The sequence below is a fragment of the Aureimonas sp. AU22 genome (genome assembly GCF_001463745.1).
GTDB lineage: Bacteria > Pseudomonadota > Alphaproteobacteria > Rhizobiales > Rhizobiaceae > Aureimonas.
The window spans coordinates 45754-64104 of the sequence record NZ_BBWJ01000035.1; the positions used below are offsets into that span (position 1 = coordinate 45754).

The window sequence follows — 18351 nt, forward strand, 5'->3', positions numbered from 1 at the left end:
GGGACGCTCGAACCCACCGCCCGACCCGAGCACGCCCGCCGTCGCTTCGGCACCATCATCCGCACGTCGACGGGAGTGACGACATGACCTTCAAGGGTTCGATGACGGCCCTGGTAACGCCGTTCGCCGAGGACGGCAGCCTCGACGAGGCCGGCTTTCGCGCCCTGGTCGAATGGCAGATCGCCGAGGGAACGCACGGCCTCGTTCCCGTCGGCACCACGGGCGAGAGCCCGACGCTGACCCATGCCGAACACAAGCGCATCGTCGAAATCTGCATCGAGACGGCGGCCGGTCGCGTTCCGGTGATCGCGGGCGCGGGTTCCAACAACACGGTGGAGGCGATCGACCTCGCGAGATCCGCCGAAAAGGCCGGCGCCGACGGCGTTCTGGTGGTGACGCCCTACTACAACCGGCCGACGCAGCGCGGGCTCTACGAGCATTACGCCGCGATCGCCCGCTCGGTCCGCACGCCCATCATCATCTACAATATTCCGCCGCGCTCCGTGGTCGACATGACGCCGGAGACGATGGGGCGCCTCGCGCACGACTTCCCCAACATCGTCGGGGTCAAGGATGCGACGGCCAAGCTCGATCGCGTGCCGGAGCAGCGGATCACCTGCGGCAAGGACTTCGTGCAGCTTTCCGGAGAGGACGCGACGGCACTCGGCCACATCGCCCACGGCGGGCGCGGCTGCATCTCGGTGACGGCGAATGTCGCCCCGCGCCTGTGCGCCGAATTCCAGGAAGCGTGCCTTGCCGGCGATTTCGCCAAGGGTTTGGACTATCTCGACCGCCTGATGCCGCTCCACAAGGCGATCTTCACGGAGCCCGGCGTATCGGGCACGAAATACGCGCTCTCGCGCATCGGCAAGGGGCGCAACGTCATGCGCCTGCCGCTGGTGCCGGTGGAGGCCTCGACGCAAGCGCTGATCGACGATGCGCTCCGGCATGCCGGCCTTCTGAATTGATCGAGGGGTCGTCCCGACCCATCTAGGGGATGCGGCGGTCCCGCCGTGTCCTCCTCCTGTCTCCGAGCTTTTCCGTTTCATGGCCAAGCCGCCCAAATCCAAATCCAACATCGCCGCGGAAAACCGCAAGGCGCGCTTCCACTATGAGATCGTCGACACGCTGGAGGCCGGCCTCGTCCTGACCGGTACGGAGGTGAAGTCCCTTCGTCTCGGCAAGGCGACGATCGCCGAGTCCTACGCGACGGAGGAGGACGGCGAAATCTGGCTGATCAACTCCTATGTGCCGGAGTATCTCCAGGCCAACCGCTTCAACCACGAGCCCAAGCGCCGTCGGAAGCTGCTCGTGCACAAGACGCAGCGCAACCGGCTGGCCGGCGCGGTGCAGCGCGACGGCATGACCCTCGTGCCGCTGAAGCTCTACTTCAACGAACAGGGCCGCGCGAAGCTGGAACTTGCCGTCGCCCGGGGCAAGAACGCGCCGGACAAGCGGGAATCCATGAAGGAACGCGACTGGAACCGCCAGAAGCAGCGTGTGATGAAGGAAGCCGGGCGCGACTGACGCCGCCTCTTGGCGCTTGCGCCCTTGCGGTCTAACCTCTCCCGAAAAGGGAGGGCCGCTCGATGACCGATCTCACCACCCTGCCGGAAGGCTTGGAGCCGCCGATAGACGACGGCGCGGCCTCCCATCTCACGGGGCGCCGTCTTCCCTCGCTCGCCCTCGCGTCGACGGCGGGAGGGCATGTGGATCTCTCGCAGATCAGGGGGCTCTGCGTCGTCTACGCCTATCCGATGACCGGCCGTCCCGGTGCGCCGCTGCCCGGCGGGTGGAACGAGATCCCCGGCGCCCGCGGCTGCACCCCACAGGCCTGTTCCTTCCGCGACCACTGGCAGGAGTTGCGCGACCTCGGCGTCGCGGCCGTCTATGGGGTTTCCACTCAGACCACGGCCTACCAGCGCGAGGCGGCCGAGCGGCTGAAGCTGCCGTTTCCGCTTCTGTCCGACGCGGCGCTCGAGCTTCAGGAGATGCTGGAACTGCCGACCTTCGAGGTGGACGGCGACACGCTCCTGAAGCGGCTGACGATGATCGCCCGTGACGGCGAGATCGTCGCGGCCCTCTACCCCGTCTTCCCGCCCGATCGCAGTGCCGCCGATGTGGTGGACTGGCTGCGGCGCGCGGCTGCCGGTGCAAGGCACCGCACGGCTCACTAGCGGATCGCAAGGCGGGCGGTCCGCGCATGGGGCCGACGGCTCACATGGCACCGGCTCGCCCACCGCAGGAACTGCCGGCGATCCCTTGCTTGCACGTCCGGTCGCCCATGTATCCCCTGCGCCATCCAGGCATCGCAGCAGGAGGTCGAGGGACATGGCTCACCCGTCTTGGGCGCGTATCAGACCGCGGTGGCTGACGCGCGCGCTGATCCTGCGGTCGGTGCCGGTCGGCATCGTGATCCTTGCCGGTGTCGTGGCGACGACATGGACGCACGCGCTCCTCGACGATCATCGCGATCTCGTCGTCCATACCTATCAGGTGATCGACGCCACCAAGGACGTTCTGATCGCGCTCGACGATGCCGAAACGGGCGAGCGCGGCTACCTGATCAGCGGCGATCGCCGGTTCCTCGACCCTTACGAGAAGGCTCTCGGGCGGCTGCAGCCGACGCGGGGTCAACTGCGCGCCCTCATCTCCGACAATCCCGATCAGATCGCGCGGACCGATCGTCTCGACCAGCTGATCGACACCAAGCTCGGCGAGATCGCGGAGTCCGTGGTGCTGTATGATCGCGATGGGTTTCCGGCGGCCCGGGCGCAGGCCGTCGCCATGATGGAACGCGCGACCATGGACGAGATCCGCCGGGTCGTCGGCGAGATCACCGAGACGGAAAAGTCGCTGCTTGCGAGGCGCGACGCACTGGTGGACCGCGACGAGAACCGTGTGAGGATCGTCGCGCTGTGCATCGCGCTGGCCTCGCTCGTGGTGCGCACGGCGGTCGAGGTGCATCTCGCCCGGCGGGAGCGCCGCATGCGCCGGGCGGCGGAGCTCACCTGAGGCAACGGGTCAGCCGAGGTGGTCGCGCACCTTGCGGAAGACGTCCTCGAACATCGGCGTCGTGAGAACGCCGGTGTTCGTGTTGTAGCGCGAGCAGTGATAGCTGGACACGACACGCAGTCCCCCAAGATCGTGCTCGCCGCCGTGCCGGAAGGGGGCGTCCTTCAGCCGGACGCCGAGCGCCCGCAGCGTCGAGTCGTGCGCGATGCGGCCGAGCGTCACAAGCGCGCGCAGGTGCGGCAGCGCCGTCAGCGTCGGGGCGAGGAAGCGGCGGCAGGTGTTGATCTCGGGGCCGGTCGGCTTGTTCTCGGGCGGCACGCAACGCACGGCGTTGGTGATCGCCGCGCCGACGAGCTGAAGGCTGTCGTCCGGCCGCGCCTCGAATTCGCCGGCGGCAAAGCCGAACTTCTTGAGCGTGGCGTAGAGGAGGTCGCCGGCGTAGTCGCCCGTGAACGGACGGCCCGTCCGGTTGGCGCCGCGCACACCGGGCGCGAGACCGACGACGAGGAGTTCCACCGTCTCCGCGCCGGCCCGCGGCAGGAACGTGTCCACCGGCGCGTTGTACCAGCCGGGCTCCTTGGCACGCCACTCGTGCCGGAAGGCGGCAAGCCTCGGGCAGAGCGGGCAGTCCTCCGGCGGCGTGGCGTCCGGAAGGGGCGGGGAGTGCTTGGGGGCCGAGCTCACGCCTCGTTCTCGTCCGGCGCGTCGGTCTCGGCCTCCGCACGCCGCGCGAGGCGCGCGTCGCGCTCGGCCTGGCTGCGGCCGATCTCCGGCTGCAGCGTGCGCAGGTCGATGAAGTGGTCGGCCTGGCGGCGCAGGTCGTCGGCGATCATCGGCGGCTGCGTGGACAGCGTCGAAACGACGGAAACCTTGCGTCCCTTCCGCTGCAGCGCCTCGACCAGCGAGCGGAAGTCGCCGTCGCCCGAGAAGAGCACGAAATGGTCCACTGTGTCGGCAAGCTCCAGCGCATCGACCGCGAGCTCGATGTCCATGTTGCCCTTGATCCGACGGCGGCCGAGCTGGTCGGTGAACTCCTTGGCGGGCTTGGTCACGACCCGGTAGCCGTTGTAGTCGAGCCAATCGACGAGCGGGCGGATGGACGAGTATTCCTGATCCTCGATCAAGGCCGTGTAGTAGTAGGCGCGCAGGAGATAACCCCGCTTCCCGAAGGCCGCGAGCAGCTTCTTGTAGTCGATGTCGAAGGCGAGGGCTCGGGAGGCGGCGTAGAGATTGGCGCCGTCGATGAAGAGGGCGATCTTCTCGCGGGTATCGAACATGGGAAACCTTCGGGGCGTGAGGCGAGGGCCGGGCCGCAAGGGGCCTTCCTGCGGGGGGATCATAGGCCCGCAGCGGATCGAAGGCCAGTTTCGACACCTTGCCCGGCGGCGCGCGAACGGTGGATCGCAGCGTCAAGCGCGGCTGCCCCCTTGTGCTGTCTATGTCAAGGGGTTACACGGACGCTTCAGCTTACTGCGTCCGTTCCCAAGGAGACAGGCATGGCCCGCGTCACCGTAGAAGATTGCGTCGATAAGGTCGAGAACCGGTTCGAGCTCGTCCTGCTCGCCAGCCACCGGGCCCGCCAGATCGCGCAGGGCCAGCCGATCACGGTGGACCGCGACAACGACAAGAATCCCGTCGTCGCGCTTCGCGAGATCGCCGACGAGACCCTGTCGCCCGACGACCTGAAGGAAGACCTCATCCATTCGCTGCAGAAGCATGTCGAGGTGGACGAGCCCGAGCCGCAGGCGCCCGTCGCCGGCGCGATCACCGAGACGGCCGCGGACGGCACGAGCGCCGCCGCGCCGACGGCCTCGGACGACGACGACAACATCGCCTTCGACCGCATGTCGGAGGACGACCTCCTGGCCGGCATCGAGGGACTTATCCCGCCGGAAAAGAACGACGATTTCTGATCCGGGCGACGCGTTGGGCCTTTCGGTTCTACCGCATTGCAACCTATATTGAAGGGGCGCCCGACGGATCGTCGGGCGCCCTTTTTCCTTGTGCGCACGGACCAGGCATTCAGGCATGATGCGACAGTATGAACTCGTCGAGCGGGTCGCGGCCTACAAGCCGAACCTCGATGAAGGTCTTCTGAACCGCGCTTATGTCTATGCGATGCAGAAGCACGGCGCGCAGAAGCGCGTGAACGGCGACCCATACTTCTCGCATCCGCTGGAAGTCGCCGCGATCCTGACGGAGCTGCATCTCGACGAGGCGACGATCGCCACCGCCCTCCTGCACGACACGATCGAGGACACGGACGCCACCCGCAAGGAACTCGACCATCTCTTCGGCCAGAAGATCGGCGCGCTCGTAGAGGGCCTGACCAAGATCCGACGCCTCGACCTCGTGTCGCGCAAGACGGCGCAGGCCGAGAACCTGCGCAAGCTCCTGCTCGCCATCGCCGACGACATCCGCGTTCTCCTCGTCAAGCTCGCAGATCGCCTGCACAACATGCGCACGCTTCAGCACATGAAGCCGGAGAAGCGGGCGCGCATCGCCGAGGAGACGATGGAGATCTATGCGCCGCTCGCCGGGCGCATGGGCATGCACGACATGCGCGAGGAGCTGGAGACGCTGTCGTTCCAGTATCTCAACGCCGAGGCTTTCGCCACCGTCACCGAGCGCCTTGCCGAGCTGCGCGAGCGGCACGCCGACACGATCGCCCAGATCGAGGAGACGCTGACCGCGCGGCTGAAGGACAAGGGGATCGTCGCGACCGTTTCCGGGCGGCAGAAGAAGCCCTATTCGGTCTTCAACAAGATGCAGCGCAAGGCGCTCTCGCTGGAGCAGCTGTCCGACATCTTCGGCTTCCGCGTGATCGTGGCCGACGAGGAGGACTGCTACCGCACGCTCGGCATCGTCCATCGAACCTGGCCGCTCGTTCCGGGGCGCTTCAAGGACTACGTCTCGATCCCCAAGCAGAACGGCTACCGTTCGATCCACACCACGATCGTCGGCCCGTCGCGCCAGCGTGTCGAACTCCAGATCCGCACGCGCTCAATGCATCAGGTCAACGAGTACGGCATCGCGGCGCACGAGCTCTACAAGGACGGGCAGGTCGCCCTGTCGACGGAGTCGGAGGCCTATTCCTGGCTTCGGCGCACGATCGAGATGCTCTCGGAAGGCGACACGCCGGAGGAGTTCCTCGAGAACACCAAGCTCGAACTCTTCCAGGACCAGGTCTTCTGCTTCACGCCGAAGGGCCGGCTGATCGCCCTGCCGCGCGGGGCGACGCCGATCGATTTCGCCTACGCCGTCCACACCGATGTCGGCGACACCTGCGTCGGCTGCAAGATCGACGGGCGCATCATGCCGGTGGTGACGGAGCTCACCAACGGCGACGAGGTGGAGATCATCCGCTCCAAGGCCGCGACACCCCCGCCGGCCTGGGAAAGCGTCGCGGTCACCGGCAAGGCCCGCTCGGCGATCCGGCGCGCCGCGCGCAATGCCATCCGCAAGCAGTATTGCGGCCTCGGCCAGCAGATCCTCGAGCGCACCTTCCACCGCGCCGGCAAGACCTTCACGCGCGACGGGCTGAAGCCTTACTTGAGCAAGGTCGGCTTCCGCGAACTCGAGGACGCGCTGGCGGCGGTCGGGCGCGGCGAGCTGTCCTCGGCCGACGTCTTCCGTGCCGTGCATCCCGACTTCCAGGACAGTCGCGCCGCCAAGGGCGCGCTTCACGCCGAAAAGGACGGGTGGTTCAACATCCGCTCGGCCATCGGCCTCGTGTTCCGCGTGCCGGAGGAGATCGGCGACGACGCGAGCCTGGTGCAGCTTCCCATCCGGGGCGCGGTGGGCGACCTGCCGGTGCGCTTCGGTCCGGACGGCGCCGTGCCGGGCGACCGGATCGTCGGCATCTTCGAAGCGGGCCGGGGCATCACGATCTATCCGATCCAGTCGCCCGCGCTGACCGCCTTCGACGATTCGCCGAACCGCTGGATCGACGTGCGCTGGGATCTCGACGCCGAGATGACGACGCGTTTTCCCGCCAAGATCCAGGTCGCGGCGTTGAACGAGCCGGGAACGCTGGCCGAGATCGCCGAGACGATCGCGCTCAACGACGCCAATATCCACAACCTTTCCATGACCTCGACCGCACCGGACGTGACCACGATGGTGCTGGATCTGGAGGTCTGGGATCTCCAGCACCTCACGCGCACGCTCAATCAGTTGCGTGCGAAGTCTTGCGTCACCGATGTCATTCGTGTGAACGGCTGATCTCCGAAGGCCAACGCTTGCGGCAGGAACCGTCGGACATGCAGACCGAAGACGTCATCGAGATCTTTCGCAAGGCCGGCGCCTATCTCGAGGGGCACTTCATCCTGACCTCCGGACGCCGCAGCCCGGTCTTCCTGCAGAAGGCCCGCGTCTTCATGTATCCGGCCTATACCGAGACGCTCTGCAAGGCGCTGGCCGAGAAGCTGCGGGCGGCGATCGAGGGGCCCATCGACTACATCGTCGGTCCCGCCGTCGGCGGTCTGATCCCCTCCTACGAAACCTCGCGCCATCTCGGCGCGCCGGCGATCTATGTCGAGCGCGAGAACGGCACGTTTCGCCTTCGCCGCTTCGAGATCCCACGCGGCGCGCGCGTCGTGATCGTCGAGGACATCGTCACCACGGGCCTCTCGATCCGCGAGACGATCGAGTGTCTGCGGGAACTCGGCGCCGAGGTGCTGGCCGCCGGTTGCGTCGTGGACCGCTCGGCAGGAAAGGTCGATGTCGGCGTGCCGCTGGTGTCCCTGGCGCAATACGAGGTGCCGAGCTACGCGCCGGACGAGCTGCCCCCCGAGCTTGCCGCAATTGCGCCCATCAAGCCGGGTAGCCGCTCGCTCTAGCATCGTCTCAGCAGGGCGGAGCCTGGGAGAACCCACCCGGCTCGCCTCGCGTTCGCCGCACCCAGGAACCGCAGGTCCATGCTCTTCAGGCGTCGCCAGCCCGAAACCCTAGCGCAGAAGCTGCGGGCGGCGCTTTGGCCACGCCGCTCCTGGCGGCGCTCGCTCCTCTACATGAAAAAACGGGTCCTGCGCCTTCGCGCGACGCCCCATGCGATCGCGGCCGGCGTCGCGGCCGGCGTCTTCGCCACCTTCACGCCGCTCATCGGCTTCCACTTCATCATGGCCTTCGTGATCGCCTACCTGATCCGCGGCAGCCTGCCGGCGGCAGCGCTCGGCTGCCTCATCGGCAATCCGTTGACCTATCCGTTGATCTGGGGCGCGACCTATGAAACGGGGCGCTTCCTCCTCGCCGCCGAAATCCCGGACGGGAAGGCGCCGGAAAGCCTCGGGGCGGCGCTCGCCCATGGCGACATCGCGGCGATCTGGGCGCCCTACCTCAAGCCCATGCTCGTCGGCTCGATCCCTCTCGGCCTCTTCTTCTCCCTCGTTTCCTACGCGCTGGTGCTCGTCGGGGTGCGCAGCTTCCAGGCCGCGCGGGCCCACAAGGCAGCCGGCGCCCCCGCCGTGGAGCCCGCCCCATGATCGTCGGCATCGGCAGCGACCTCATCGACATCCGGCGCATCGAAAAGACGCTCGAGCGGCACGGGACGCGCTTCCTCGACCGCGTCTATACGCCTGTCGAGCGCGCCAAGTCCGATCGCCGCAACCAGCGCGCGGCCTCCTACGCGAAGCGCTTCGCCGCCAAGGAAGCCTGCGCCAAGGCGCTCGGCACCGGTCTCTCGCAGGGCGTGTTCTGGCGCGACATGGGCGTCGTCAACCTGCCCGGCGGAAAGCCGACCATGGCGCTGACCAACGGCGCCGCCGAACGCCTTGCCGCCCTCGTACCCGCCGGCCACCGGCCGGTCGTGCACGTCACCATCACCGACGACTTTCCGCTGGCCCAGGCCTTCGTGATCATCGAAGCGCTGCCCGACGAGGGCTGACGGGCCGAGCCCGTTGCCCAAACCTGAACAAGACATTACTAGAGCCCAGTGCGGCCAAGGGCGCGCACGGCAATCGGGAACGAAAAGCGCATGGTCGATCGCGCCGTCAGCAAGGACAAGGGTGGCTTCGGGGAGACGGTGAAGGTCGTCGTCCAGGCGCTGCTGCTCGCGCTGGTCATCCGCACCTTCCTGTTCCAGCCCTTCTCGATCCCGTCGGGATCGATGATGCCGACGCTGCTGATCGGGGACTATCTCTTCGTCTCCAAGTGGTCCTACGGCTTCTCGAAATACTCGTTTCCGTTCTCGCCCGACCTCTACGACGGGCGCATCCTGGCTTCGAGCCCCGAGCGCGGCGACATCATCGTCTTCCGCAAGCCGAACGAGGTTCAGACCGACTACATCAAGCGCCTCGTCGGGCTGCCGGGCGACCGCGTCCAGATGCGCGACGGCGTCCTCTACATCAACGGCCAAGCCGTGCCGAAGGAGCCGGACGGCTTCTTCACGACCGAGTCGGGCGCCCAGATCCCGAAGTACCGCGAGACCCTGCCCAACGGCGTGACCTACGACACGCTCGACGCCGAGCCCAATTCCGTGGGCGACAACACGCGCGAGTTCGTGGTGCCGGCCGACCATTACTTCATGATGGGCGACAACCGGGACAACTCGCTCGATTCGCGCTTCGACGTCGGCTACGTGCCGTTCGAGAACCTCGTCGGCAAGGCGCAGGTGATCTTTTTCTCGATGGAGAACGACGCGTCGCCGCTCGAAGTCTGGGAGTGGCCGTCCAGCCTGCGGCCGAGCCGTATCCTCACATGGCTCGGGTAAAGGGCGGCACCGAGGCTCTGGTGCGGCTCGAGCTGCGGCTCGGCCTGAAGTTCACTGATCGCGCGCGCCTGGAGCGCGCGCTCACCCATTCCAGCCTGAAGCGCTCCGCGAGCGACGCCAGCTACGAGCGGCTGGAGTTTCTCGGCGATCGCGTGCTCGGTCTCGTGATCGCGCAGAAACTCTTCGAGACGCATCCGAAATCCGACGAGGGCGATCTGTCGCTGCGGCTGAACACGCTCGTCAGCGCCCAGACCTGCGCGGTGGTCGCCGACGAGATGGGCTTGCCCGAGTTCATCCGTCACGGCTCCGACCTCAAGCGCGCGGCGGCCGGCAAGAACCGCTCGATCCGTGCCGACGTCGTCGAGGCGCTGATCGCCGCGATCTACCTGGAACACGGGTTGGAGGTGGCGCGCGACTTCGTGCTCGAGCGGTGGGCGCCCCACCTGTCGGGTTCCCAGGTCGCGCGCCGCGACCCGAAGACCGAGCTGCAGGAATGGGCGCACAAGCGTGCGGGCGCACCGCCCGCCTACGAGCTGCTCGACCGTTCCGGACCCGACCACGAGCCTGTCTTCACGGTGCGTGCCGCGATCGAGGGCGTCGCACCCGCCGAAGGGCGAGGCCCTTCGAAACGCGTCGCCGAACAGCGGGCCGCCGAAGCGATTCTCGTGCGCGAGGGCGTGTGGGAGCCGGAAGAGGCATGACCCGCGCAGCGCACACCGTTATCCAGCGCGTATCCCCGCGCCCAGACCAGCGAGTTTCCCATTGACCGACAACGAGATGACGCCCGAGACCGAGGATCAGACGGCCGAACCCCAGGGGCCGACGCGGTCGGGCTTCGTCGCGCTGCTCGGCGCCCCCAATGCCGGCAAGTCGACGCTCGTCAACCAGCTCGTCGGCACGAAGGTCTCGATCGTCACCCACAAGGTGCAGACGACGCGCGCTCTCGTGCGCGGCATCGCCACGCGTGATCGCACGCAGATCGTCTTCGTCGACACGCCCGGCGTCTTCAACCCGAAGCGCCGGCTCGACCGCGCCATGGTGAAGACCGCCTGGGGCGGCGCCAAGGACGCCGACATCGTGCTGCCGATCATCGACGCCGACCGGGGCGTCAACGAGGAGGTCGAGGCGATTCTGGGTCGCCTCGCCGAGGTGACGCAGCCGAAGGTGCTCCTCCTCAACAAGGTGGATCGCATCAAGCGGGACAGGCTCCTTGGGCTGACGCAGGAGATCACCGCCAAGGCAGAGTTCGAGCGCGTCTTCATGATCTCGGCGCTGACCGGTTCGGGCTGCGACGACCTCATGGACTTCCTCGCCCAGAGGCTGCCGGAAGGCCCCTGGTACTACCCGGAGGACCAGATCTCCGACCTGCCGCTGCGCCAGCTCGCGGCCGAGATCACGCGCGAAAAGCTCTACCTGCGCCTCCACCAGGAGTTGCCCTATTCCTCCACCGTCGAGACCGAGCTCTGGGAGCAGAAGCCGGACGGGTCGGTGCGGATCGAGCAGACGATCTACGTCGAGCGCGACAGCCAGAAGGCCATCGTCCTCGGCCACAAGGGCGAGACGATCAAGGCGATCGGCTCGGCCGCCCGCAAGGAGATCACCGAGGCCGCCGAGCAGAAGGTGCATCTTTTCCTGTTCGTGAAGGTGCGCGAGAACTGGGGCGACGACCCCGAGCGCTATCGCGAGATGGGCCTCGACTTCCACAGCTGAAAGCGTGCGGACGAGCCGCCGCGTGCCTATATCAGGGGTCTGCCGCAACCCGAACGGACCCCTGGCTCTCCATGGAATGGCGTGAAGAAGGCATCGTCCTCGGCGTGCGCCGCCAGGGGGAGACGAGCGTCGTCGCCGAGGTGATGACGCGCAGCCGCGGCCGCCATCTCGGTCTCATTCGCGGTGGCCGCTCGCGCCGGCTTCAGCCCGTGCTCCAGCCCGGCAACACGATCGATGTGACGTGGCGGGCGCGGCTCGACGAGCATCTCGGCTTCATGACGGTGGAGCCCGTGGCGCTCCGCGCCGCGCGGCTGATGGAGAATGCCGTCGGCCTCTACGGCATCCAGCTACTCGCGGCGCATCTGCGCCTGCTGCCGGAGCGCGACGCCCATCCGCGCCTCTTCGACACGCTGGCCTTGATCGTCGAGCATCTCGACGATCCCGTGGCGGCCGGCGCTTTGATCCTTCGGTTCGAAATCGCGCTTCTGGAGGAGCTGGGCTTCGGCCTCGACCTCGAGACCTGCGCGGCTTCGGGCGCGCGCGAGGATCTGGTCTACGTGTCGCCGAAATCCGGCCGCGCCGTCAGCCGGGAAGCCGGCGAGCCCTGGCGCGACAAGCTGTTGCCGCTGCCCGCCTTCCTCAAGGGCGGCGATGCCGCGCCCGGCTCGACCGACGTGGCGGACGGGTTTCGTATGACCGGCTTCTTCCTCGCCCGCCACGTCTGGGAACCCCGTGCCTTGAAGGAACCGGATGCCAGGCTTGGCACGCTCGGCGTGATCGCGCGCTCTACCGCATTGCCTAGAGCTTCAACGGCAGAATGAACGGCGTGCCGGAGAAGGCGTCCGCACCGCGCCCGATCCCGGCGATGGCCTTCACCATGCGCCCGCCGCGCCCGAGCTTCTCGTCCGCCATGCTGACCAGAAGCGGGTTCGGGGTCGCCGAGGGAGCGCGGCGGCGAAGCTCCTGCGCGAGTGCGTCCTCGTCCAGCTTCGGGTTGATCGCGAGCGCCAGGATGTAGGCCGCCGCCGTGGAGCGGCTGATGCCGGCCCAGCAGTGCACCGCCAGCGGCTTGTCGCGGCTCCAGCGGTGGCCGAACTCCAGGAGCCGGTCGAGGTGATGGCTGGCGGGATGCGTCATGCCCTCCGCCGGCGCCGCGATGTCGTTCATCCCGAGGAACAGATGCCGCTCCGGCGCAATGGAGGAGGGGCGCTCGACCACCGTGTCGGCGTTGATCAGCGTCACCACGTCCTCAGCGCCGTGAGTGGCAACCGTGGCATGGAGATCGGCGAGCGAGGAGACGACGAGATAGCTCATGGGGCCTTTTCCGTGTGGCCGCCGGCCAGAGTCTCGAGGAAGCGGAAGCGTTCGAGGTAGCGCCGGCCGACCTCTGCCGCAGGCTGCGGGGTGAAGCGTTCGGGCGAGGGCAGCGTCCCGCTCGGCCGACCGAACAGCGCCTGCGCCTCGGCCGGCTGGAAGCCCGCGAGCAGCTTCGCCTCGAAATAGGCCGACACCCGGTCCGCCGCCTTGATGGCGCGCTTGATGCCGATGGGCAGGTCCGCCGGCAGGCCGAAGCGCCGGTGCACAGCGGCCTGGAGCCGTGCCTCGACGCCTTTGTAGTCGCCGCCGAGCACGCTCTTGAAGGGCGAGATCATGTCGCCAATCACGTATTCCGGGGCATCGTGCAGAAGCGCGGCAAGGCGCCAGCGGGGATCGCGCTCGCGGGCGCCGACGATCTCCTCGACGATCAGCGAATGCTGGGCGACTGAGAAGGCGTGGTCGCCGACGGTCTGCCCGTTCCAGCGCGCGACGCGGGCAAGCCCGTGCGCGATGTCCTCGATCTCGACGTCGAGCGGGGAAGGGTCGAGGAGGTCGAGCCGCCGCCCGCTCAGCATACGCTGCCAGACGCGCGGCGGTTTGGCAGGCTTGGCGGCGGCCGACATGCTCATGCTTCGCCGCCGGCCCCCGGCTGCGGCAGCGCATAGCCCGCCCAGGACGGCACCTCCGCTTCCACCGGCACACCGTCGGCCGAGAGTTCCGCGCCGGCGCTCAGCGCATCCACCAGCCGGTCGATCCGCACCATGCCGATCCCGAGGCTTTCCACGGCCGACAGCACGGTGCCGATCGCCTTGCCGCCGGCCTCGAGATTGGAGCCGGGTGTCAGGTGGCCCTCGGCGCGCAGCACCATCACGCGCCGCCGCGCCGTGCCCCGGTGCTGCATTCTGGAAACAACCTCCTGGCCGACGAAGCATCCCTTGCGAAACGAGACGCCCTCGTTCTGGTCGAGCAGCACGTCGTGCGGAAACACGTCCGACCCTGGGAAGTCCCGCTCGGCCTCGGCGATCCCGAGCGACAGGCGTAGCGCCTCGAAATCGGACGGATTGCCATCGTCGGCGGCTATCTCCTCGTAGCGGCGGAAGACGCGGGCCGGGAAACGTCGATCCGCGAGCGCGCCGTCGGAAGGGGCGGCCTCGTCCCAGACCGCCACCACGGGCTCGTCGCTCGGCGCGATCGTCACCTTCGCCCGCAGTTTGTAGAGCGTCAGACGCTTGGCGAGGTCGCCGCGCGCACCGGCCGCGACGTCGAGCCGCAAGCCGCCCTCGATGCGGCTGACGAGGAAGTCGAAGAGGATCTTGCCCTGCGGCGTCAGCAACGCCGACGGCCGCGCTTCCCCGTCGCTCAAGGAGGCCAGGTCGGCGGTGACCAGGTTCTGCAGAAACGGCTCGGCTTCAGTGCCCGTTACGAGAAGCGTCGCGCGGTCCGGGAGGTGGGCATGGGGCATGGAACATGGATCCAGGGCTTCGACCGAAATCATGGTCTCGAACCCTATGTGCCGATCGCCGTCACCAAAACAAGGGCGCTCAATCGCCGTCGACGAAGAACTCGAAGCGGCCTTCGGGCGAGATGCCGACGCGGTAGAAATCGTAGGAACCGTTGGCGACCATGCGTTGGTAGTCGCCCGCGGTCACCAGCTCGAACAGCTCCACGAGCTGCGGCTTGGTGAGGGCGCCGAGATCGACCTGCGTGAAATATGGCCAGACGTAGATTTCGTTCTCGCCGCCCGGGTCGAGCCGGACATGGCCGGCCTGCAACGTCTCGTAGAGAATGGCGAGAAGCTCGACCCCTTCGCCGTCGCCGGAAGCTTCCTTGAGGGTCACCACCGGGTCCTGGTCGGGCTGGGTGGCGGACACGATCGTCGGGTCTGCGCCGGTCTCGAAATAGGGCTTCAGCTTCTCGATATCGCCAGTGCGCGCAGCCTCCATCAGCTTGGCGCGCAAGTCGCGTACGGGCTGGGGCAGGTCCTGGTCGCCGTAGGCGATCTCGATCGGCGGAAGGTCGCCGGTGGGCGCCCGCTGCGCTCCCTCGTCCCCGGTTTCCGGCACGGCTTCGTCGTCGCCGGGCGCGGTCTCGATCGGGCCGGAGGCGGGTTCTGGGGGCTGCGCCTGCGGCGGCGTTGGGGTGCTTCCCGGGGCCTGAGGCTGTGCCGGGGGCGCGCCGTCCGTCGCCGCGGGCTCGCCCGGGACGGGCGGCAGGGGCACGGCGACGATGCCTTCGCGCCCGGGCAACACGTTGCCGTCCTCGCCCGTGATCTGGGACAGCGCCAGGGCAGGGGCGGCAGCGACGCCGTTCGAGGCGAGAAGGGAGAACGCGAGAAGGGCGCGTTGGAAGCTCGTCATGGGACCGTTCAAACGGGCGATGCCCGCCCTGCCTTACTGGAGCGAGCGGACGACGCGGAACTCGCCATGCTCGACGCGGCGACGCAGGGTGTCGAGCAGTTCGAGCACCTCGGCCTCGCCATGGTGGCGCACGAGTTCGGTGACGGCGGTCGCCATCGCTGTCTCCGCCAGGATCTCGGCCTCGATTCCGTCCGAGATGCCGTCAGCCCAAGCTTCGTTGTGATACTCGTTGGCGACTTGCTTCTTCTCGGCGACGATCATCTCGTCGAGGTCGGAACCGTGCAGATCGATCATGCCGGACACTCCTTCTTCTACGGACCGAGGTGGCGAAGACCTCGGATGGGGGCGGACGGCGGATCGCTCGCGCAAACCACCCTCTATACGAATTGTTAACTTCCGTACCTTGCGCTGATCTCGCGCGAAAGGTCGGCGCCTTCCTTGGCATATCTTTCCACGGCTACCGTCGCCGCAGGGGTACACTTGCGATAGGTCGATTCGAACGCGCGATACCCCTGGTTGAAGTGGGCGACGAGGGTCCGGCGGTCCGCTTCTCCCGGCGCCTGCGCGTCGAGAATGGCATTCATCTTCTCGCGCCACACGTCGGCGTTGGGATCGCCGCAGAGGCCGCGCAGGAAGTGCAGCGAGCCGAGAACCGTGGCGAGCCGCGAAAGCGGCTTCATGTAGGGGGCGTTCGAGGGCTTGGCGACTGGCTCCTCGGCTGCCGGTTTTTCCTCGGGCTCCGACGTCTTGGGCTGCGCGGAGGCCGCGACGGCTCCGCCCAGGGCGAGGGCGATGCCGGCAGTCGCAAGAATTCGAAGAAAATTGTCTGCAACGGCCATGCGCCACGTTTGCAGGCCGATTGGGGTGAATGCAAGACAGGCAAAGGACTTGGAAGGGTCTTGCGCGTGTTAAGGTTAGCGCGCGGCGGCCTCTTCCACGATCGATGCCAGACCTGGCGTCGTGCGTCCCTCGCCCTCCATCGCTCGCACGGTGGCGACCGGAAAGAACCGCGCCTCCTCGGCGTCGTCCGCCGCCTCCACCGCCGGCCCGTTCCACGGCTCGAGTGCCCGGAAGACCGCGATCACGGCATGGGCGTCGTGCGCGGGATCGATCGATTCGTGCAGGCGCAGAAGCTCGACCGCGTCGAGCTCGACGCCCGTTTCCTCACGCATCTCGCGCCGCGCGGCCTCTTCCAGGCGTTCGCCGAACTCGACCCGCCCACCTGGCAGGCTCCAGGCGCCGGCCCAGGGCGCGTGGCCCCGGCGCACGAGGCAGACCTCCTCCCCGCGAAGCAGGCAGACGGAAACACCAAGAAGGGGGCGGCGTGTGTTCATGGCGCGGGCATAGAACCTTCGGCCGCCCGGAGACAAGGCTTGCGGCGCGGCGACGGCGTCCCCATCCTCGCTGTCATGTGCGGACGCTTTGCCCTGACCGCGACACCACAAGCGGTGCGCGATGCCTTCGATCTCGACGCGGTGGATCCGTTTCCGCCGCGATACAACATCGCTCCGACGCAGCCGGTTCTGCACGTCGCGCTGTTTCCGCGCCGCGGCGGCCTTCGGCGCGAGGCGAGCCTTGCGCGCTGGGGTCTCATTCCCGGATGGGCCAAGGACCCCGCGCATCTGCCGCTTCTCTTCAACGCGCGCTCGGAGACGGCGGCGGAGCGCCAGTCGTTTCGCGGCGCCCTGCGCCATCGCCGCTGCCTCGTGCCCGCGACGGGCTTCTACGAGTGGCGCCGCACCGAAGGCGGCAGGCCGGAGCCGTTTCTGGTCCGCCCGGCGGGCGGCGTCGTCGCGGCCTTTGCCGGCCTGCACGAAACCTTTCTGGCGGCGGACGGCAGCGAGATCGACACGGTGACGATCCTCACGGCGGCCGCCGGCCCGCGCCTGTCGGCGATCCACGAGCGTGCGCCCGTGGTGATCGCGCCCGCCGAGTTCGAACGATGGCTCGACGTCGGCGGCCAGTCGCCGGCCGGGATCGCCGATCTCCTCCACGCAGGGCTCACCGATGCGTGGGAGGCCGTGCCGGTGTCCGACCGCGTCAACGCGGTTGCCAACATGGGGCCGGAGGTTCAGGAACGCTGCGAGGGCAGACCCACGCCGGAAGGGCCGGGTCAGCTATCCCTGTTCTAGACATCCACGCGACGGACGGACCCCATGAACATCGATCTCCTGAAGCGGCTGTGCGAGACCCCCGGCGTGCCGGGGCATGAACATCGGGTGCGCGACCTGATCGCGGCGGAGGCGGCGGACCTGTTCGACACGGTCGAGACCGATGTGATGGGCTCGCTCGTCTGCACCCGCAACGGGGAGGGCGAGGACCCGGAGCGCATCGTGCTCGCCTGCCACATGGACGAGATCGGCTTCCTCGTCAGCCATGTCTCCGACAAGGGTTTCATCCACGTCTCGCCGGTGGGCGGGTTCGATCCGCGTAACCTGTTCTCGCGCCGTGTCCTCGTCTGCACCGACGAGGGCGACTATCGCGGGATCATGATGGCCGAGGGCAAGCCGATCCATATCTCGGCGCCCGAGGATCGCAAGAAGGTGCACGAGGCGACCGACTTCTTCATCGACATCGGGCTCGGGGCCGAGGCCAGGGACAAGGTGCGCGTCGGCGACTTCGTGGTGATGGACGAGCCGCTGGTCGAGATGGGCGAGCGCATCGTCTCGAAAGCGCTCGACAACCGTATCGCCTGCTGGTTGGGGCTCGAGGCGGTGCGCAAGCTCGTGGCCGACGGGGCAGGACACAAGTGCCGGCTCTCTGTCGCCTTCACCGTGCAGGAGGAAGTGGGCCTTCGGGGCGCGCGCACCGTCGCCTACGACCTCAGGCCGCATATTGGCATCGGCATCGACACGACGCTGGCCTGCGATACGCCGGGCGTGCCGGAGCGTGACAAGACCACCGAACTCGGCGCCGGCTTCGGCCTCCACATGAAGGACAATTCCTTCATCGCGGACGGCGCGCTGGTGCGCGAGTTCGAGGCGGTGGCGAAGGAGAAGGGCATCCCGTGCCAGCGCACGATCCTGGCCGGCGGCGGCATGGACGGGGCGGCGCTTCAGCAAGCGGCGGCCGGTGCGCGCGCGGTCGGCATCGTGGTCGGCACTCGCTACATCCACACGGTGTGCGAGATGATCGATCGGCGCGACCTCCTGGCGGCACGCGACGTTCTGGCCGCCTTCATCGCCTCGCACTGATCGGCAGCCAAACATGCACGAGCCCGCCGGCGGGGCGGGCTCGCAGCAT

At 67.9% G+C, this 18351-nt stretch carries 24 protein-coding genes; 15 read left to right on the top strand and 9 right to left on the bottom strand.

What is annotated here, in order from left to right; genetic code table 11:
• Positions 1-83 precede the first annotated feature (83 nt).
• The 4 genes from dapA to AUL34_RS12270 all read left to right on the top strand — a co-directional run bounded on the left by dapA (position 84) and on the right by AUL34_RS12270 (position 3015).
• Positions 84-968, top strand: a complete 885-nt coding sequence (dapA, locus tag AUL34_RS12255) for a 4-hydroxy-tetrahydrodipicolinate synthase (protein WP_061934178.1) — start codon at positions 84-86, stop codon at positions 966-968.
• Positions 969-1047: 79 nt separating this feature from the next.
• Positions 1048-1527 carry an SsrA-binding protein SmpB gene (gene smpB, locus AUL34_RS12260; RefSeq protein ID WP_061934180.1) on the top strand — a complete coding sequence of 160 codons (480 nt, stop codon included), beginning with the start codon at positions 1048-1050 and terminating at the stop codon, positions 1525-1527.
• A gap of 62 nt (positions 1528-1589) precedes the next feature.
• Positions 1590-2177: a peroxiredoxin gene (locus tag AUL34_RS12265; RefSeq protein WP_061934182.1), complete on the top strand. Its 588-nt coding sequence runs from the start codon at positions 1590-1592 to the stop codon at positions 2175-2177.
• A gap of 154 nt (positions 2178-2331) precedes the next feature.
• Positions 2332-3015, top strand: a complete 684-nt coding sequence (locus AUL34_RS12270; protein ID WP_061934184.1) for a CHASE3 domain-containing protein — start codon at positions 2332-2334, stop codon at positions 3013-3015.
• A 9-nt stretch (positions 3016-3024) separates the two neighbouring features.
• Here AUL34_RS12270 and AUL34_RS12275 read toward each other — a convergent pair whose 3' ends face one another.
• Positions 3025-3699, bottom strand: coding sequence for a uracil-DNA glycosylase (locus AUL34_RS12275; protein ID WP_061934186.1), 675 nt, complete (start codon positions 3697-3699; stop codon positions 3025-3027).
• Positions 3696-4292 carry an NYN domain-containing protein gene (locus AUL34_RS12280; RefSeq protein WP_061934188.1) on the bottom strand — a complete coding sequence of 199 codons (597 nt, stop codon included), beginning with the start codon at positions 4290-4292 and terminating at the stop codon, positions 3696-3698. The genes AUL34_RS12275 and AUL34_RS12280 overlap by 4 nt, the downstream gene beginning before the upstream one ends.
• Positions 4293-4511: 219 nt before the next feature.
• On the opposite strand from AUL34_RS12280, the gene rpoZ reads away from it, so the two are divergent.
• From rpoZ to recO, 9 genes are all read left to right on the top strand, one after another.
• Positions 4512-4928: a DNA-directed RNA polymerase subunit omega gene (gene rpoZ / locus AUL34_RS12285; RefSeq protein ID WP_061934190.1), complete on the top strand. Its 417-nt coding sequence runs from the start codon at positions 4512-4514 to the stop codon at positions 4926-4928.
• Between the two features lie 115 nt (positions 4929-5043).
• A complete protein-coding gene (locus AUL34_RS12290; RefSeq protein WP_061934192.1) occupies positions 5044-7239 on the top strand; it encodes a bifunctional (p)ppGpp synthetase/guanosine-3',5'-bis(diphosphate) 3'-pyrophosphohydrolase in 2196 nt (731 codons plus the stop codon).
• A 38-nt stretch (positions 7240-7277) separates the two neighbouring features.
• On the top strand, positions 7278-7856 hold the full coding sequence (gene pyrE, locus AUL34_RS12295; protein ID WP_061934194.1) for an orotate phosphoribosyltransferase: 579 nt from the start codon (positions 7278-7280) through the stop codon (positions 7854-7856).
• Positions 7857-7934: 78 nt separating this feature from the next.
• Positions 7935-8498: a DUF2062 domain-containing protein gene (locus AUL34_RS12300; RefSeq protein ID WP_061934196.1), complete on the top strand. Its 564-nt coding sequence runs from the start codon at positions 7935-7937 to the stop codon at positions 8496-8498.
• A complete protein-coding gene (gene acpS / locus AUL34_RS12305) occupies positions 8495-8899 on the top strand; it encodes a holo-ACP synthase (protein ID WP_061934198.1) in 405 nt (134 codons plus the stop codon). The genes AUL34_RS12300 and acpS overlap by 4 nt, the downstream gene beginning before the upstream one ends.
• A 90-nt stretch (positions 8900-8989) precedes the next feature.
• Positions 8990-9724, top strand: coding sequence for a signal peptidase I (lepB, locus tag AUL34_RS12310; RefSeq protein ID WP_061934200.1), 735 nt, complete (start codon positions 8990-8992; stop codon positions 9722-9724).
• Positions 9712-10425, top strand: a complete 714-nt coding sequence (gene rnc / locus AUL34_RS12315; protein ID WP_061934202.1) for a ribonuclease III — start codon at positions 9712-9714, stop codon at positions 10423-10425. The genes lepB and rnc overlap by 13 nt, the downstream gene beginning before the upstream one ends.
• Before the next feature lie 76 nt (positions 10426-10501).
• Positions 10502-11434: a GTPase Era gene (era, locus tag AUL34_RS12320; protein ID WP_061934267.1), complete on the top strand. Its 933-nt coding sequence runs from the start codon at positions 10502-10504 to the stop codon at positions 11432-11434.
• A gap of 71 nt (positions 11435-11505) precedes the next feature.
• Positions 11506-12255, top strand: a complete 750-nt coding sequence (gene recO, locus AUL34_RS12325) for a DNA repair protein RecO (RefSeq protein ID WP_061934204.1) — start codon at positions 11506-11508, stop codon at positions 12253-12255.
• On the opposite strand, the gene AUL34_RS12330 is transcribed toward recO, so the two are convergent.
• The 7 genes from AUL34_RS12330 to AUL34_RS12360 form a co-directional block, all read right to left on the bottom strand.
• Complete coding sequence (locus AUL34_RS12330) at positions 12233-12748, bottom strand: tyrosine phosphatase family protein (protein ID WP_061934206.1); 516 nt, start codon at positions 12746-12748, stop codon at positions 12233-12235. The genes recO and AUL34_RS12330 overlap by 23 nt on opposite strands.
• The gene (locus AUL34_RS12335; protein ID WP_370539045.1) at positions 12745-13380 is read right to left on the bottom strand and encodes an HD domain-containing protein; all 636 of its coding nucleotides are present in this window, start codon (positions 13378-13380) and stop codon (positions 12745-12747) included. Before AUL34_RS12335 ends, AUL34_RS12330 begins: the two co-directional genes overlap by 4 nt.
• Complete coding sequence (locus tag AUL34_RS12340; RefSeq protein ID WP_061934269.1) at positions 13377-14213, bottom strand: folate-binding protein YgfZ; 837 nt, start codon at positions 14211-14213, stop codon at positions 13377-13379. Before AUL34_RS12340 ends, AUL34_RS12335 begins: the two co-directional genes overlap by 4 nt.
• Positions 14214-14292: 79 nt before the next feature.
• Positions 14293-15108 (bottom strand): hypothetical protein, encoded by an 816-nt coding sequence (locus AUL34_RS12345; RefSeq protein WP_061934210.1) that lies wholly within the window; start codon positions 15106-15108, stop codon positions 14293-14295.
• Positions 15109-15141: 33 nt separating this feature from the next.
• Positions 15142-15402, bottom strand: coding sequence for a hypothetical protein (locus tag AUL34_RS12350; RefSeq protein WP_156420905.1), 261 nt, complete (start codon positions 15400-15402; stop codon positions 15142-15144).
• A 95-nt stretch (positions 15403-15497) separates the two neighbouring features.
• Positions 15498-15947, bottom strand: coding sequence for a TIGR02301 family protein (locus AUL34_RS21910; RefSeq protein WP_082653339.1), 450 nt, complete (start codon positions 15945-15947; stop codon positions 15498-15500).
• 75 nt (positions 15948-16022) lie between these two features.
• Positions 16023-16442: an NUDIX hydrolase gene (locus tag AUL34_RS12360; RefSeq protein WP_061934212.1), complete on the bottom strand. Its 420-nt coding sequence runs from the start codon at positions 16440-16442 to the stop codon at positions 16023-16025.
• A gap of 75 nt (positions 16443-16517) precedes the next feature.
• Between AUL34_RS12360 and AUL34_RS12365 the strand changes: the two genes are divergently transcribed.
• Together AUL34_RS12365 and AUL34_RS12370 are read left to right on the top strand one after the other, a co-directional pair.
• Positions 16518-17240, top strand: coding sequence for an SOS response-associated peptidase (locus AUL34_RS12365; RefSeq protein WP_061934275.1), 723 nt, complete (start codon positions 16518-16520; stop codon positions 17238-17240).
• A 24-nt stretch (positions 17241-17264) separates the two neighbouring features.
• Positions 17265-18302 (top strand): M42 family metallopeptidase, encoded by a 1038-nt coding sequence (locus AUL34_RS12370; RefSeq protein WP_061934214.1) that lies wholly within the window; start codon positions 17265-17267, stop codon positions 18300-18302.
• Positions 18303-18351 lie beyond the last annotated feature (49 nt).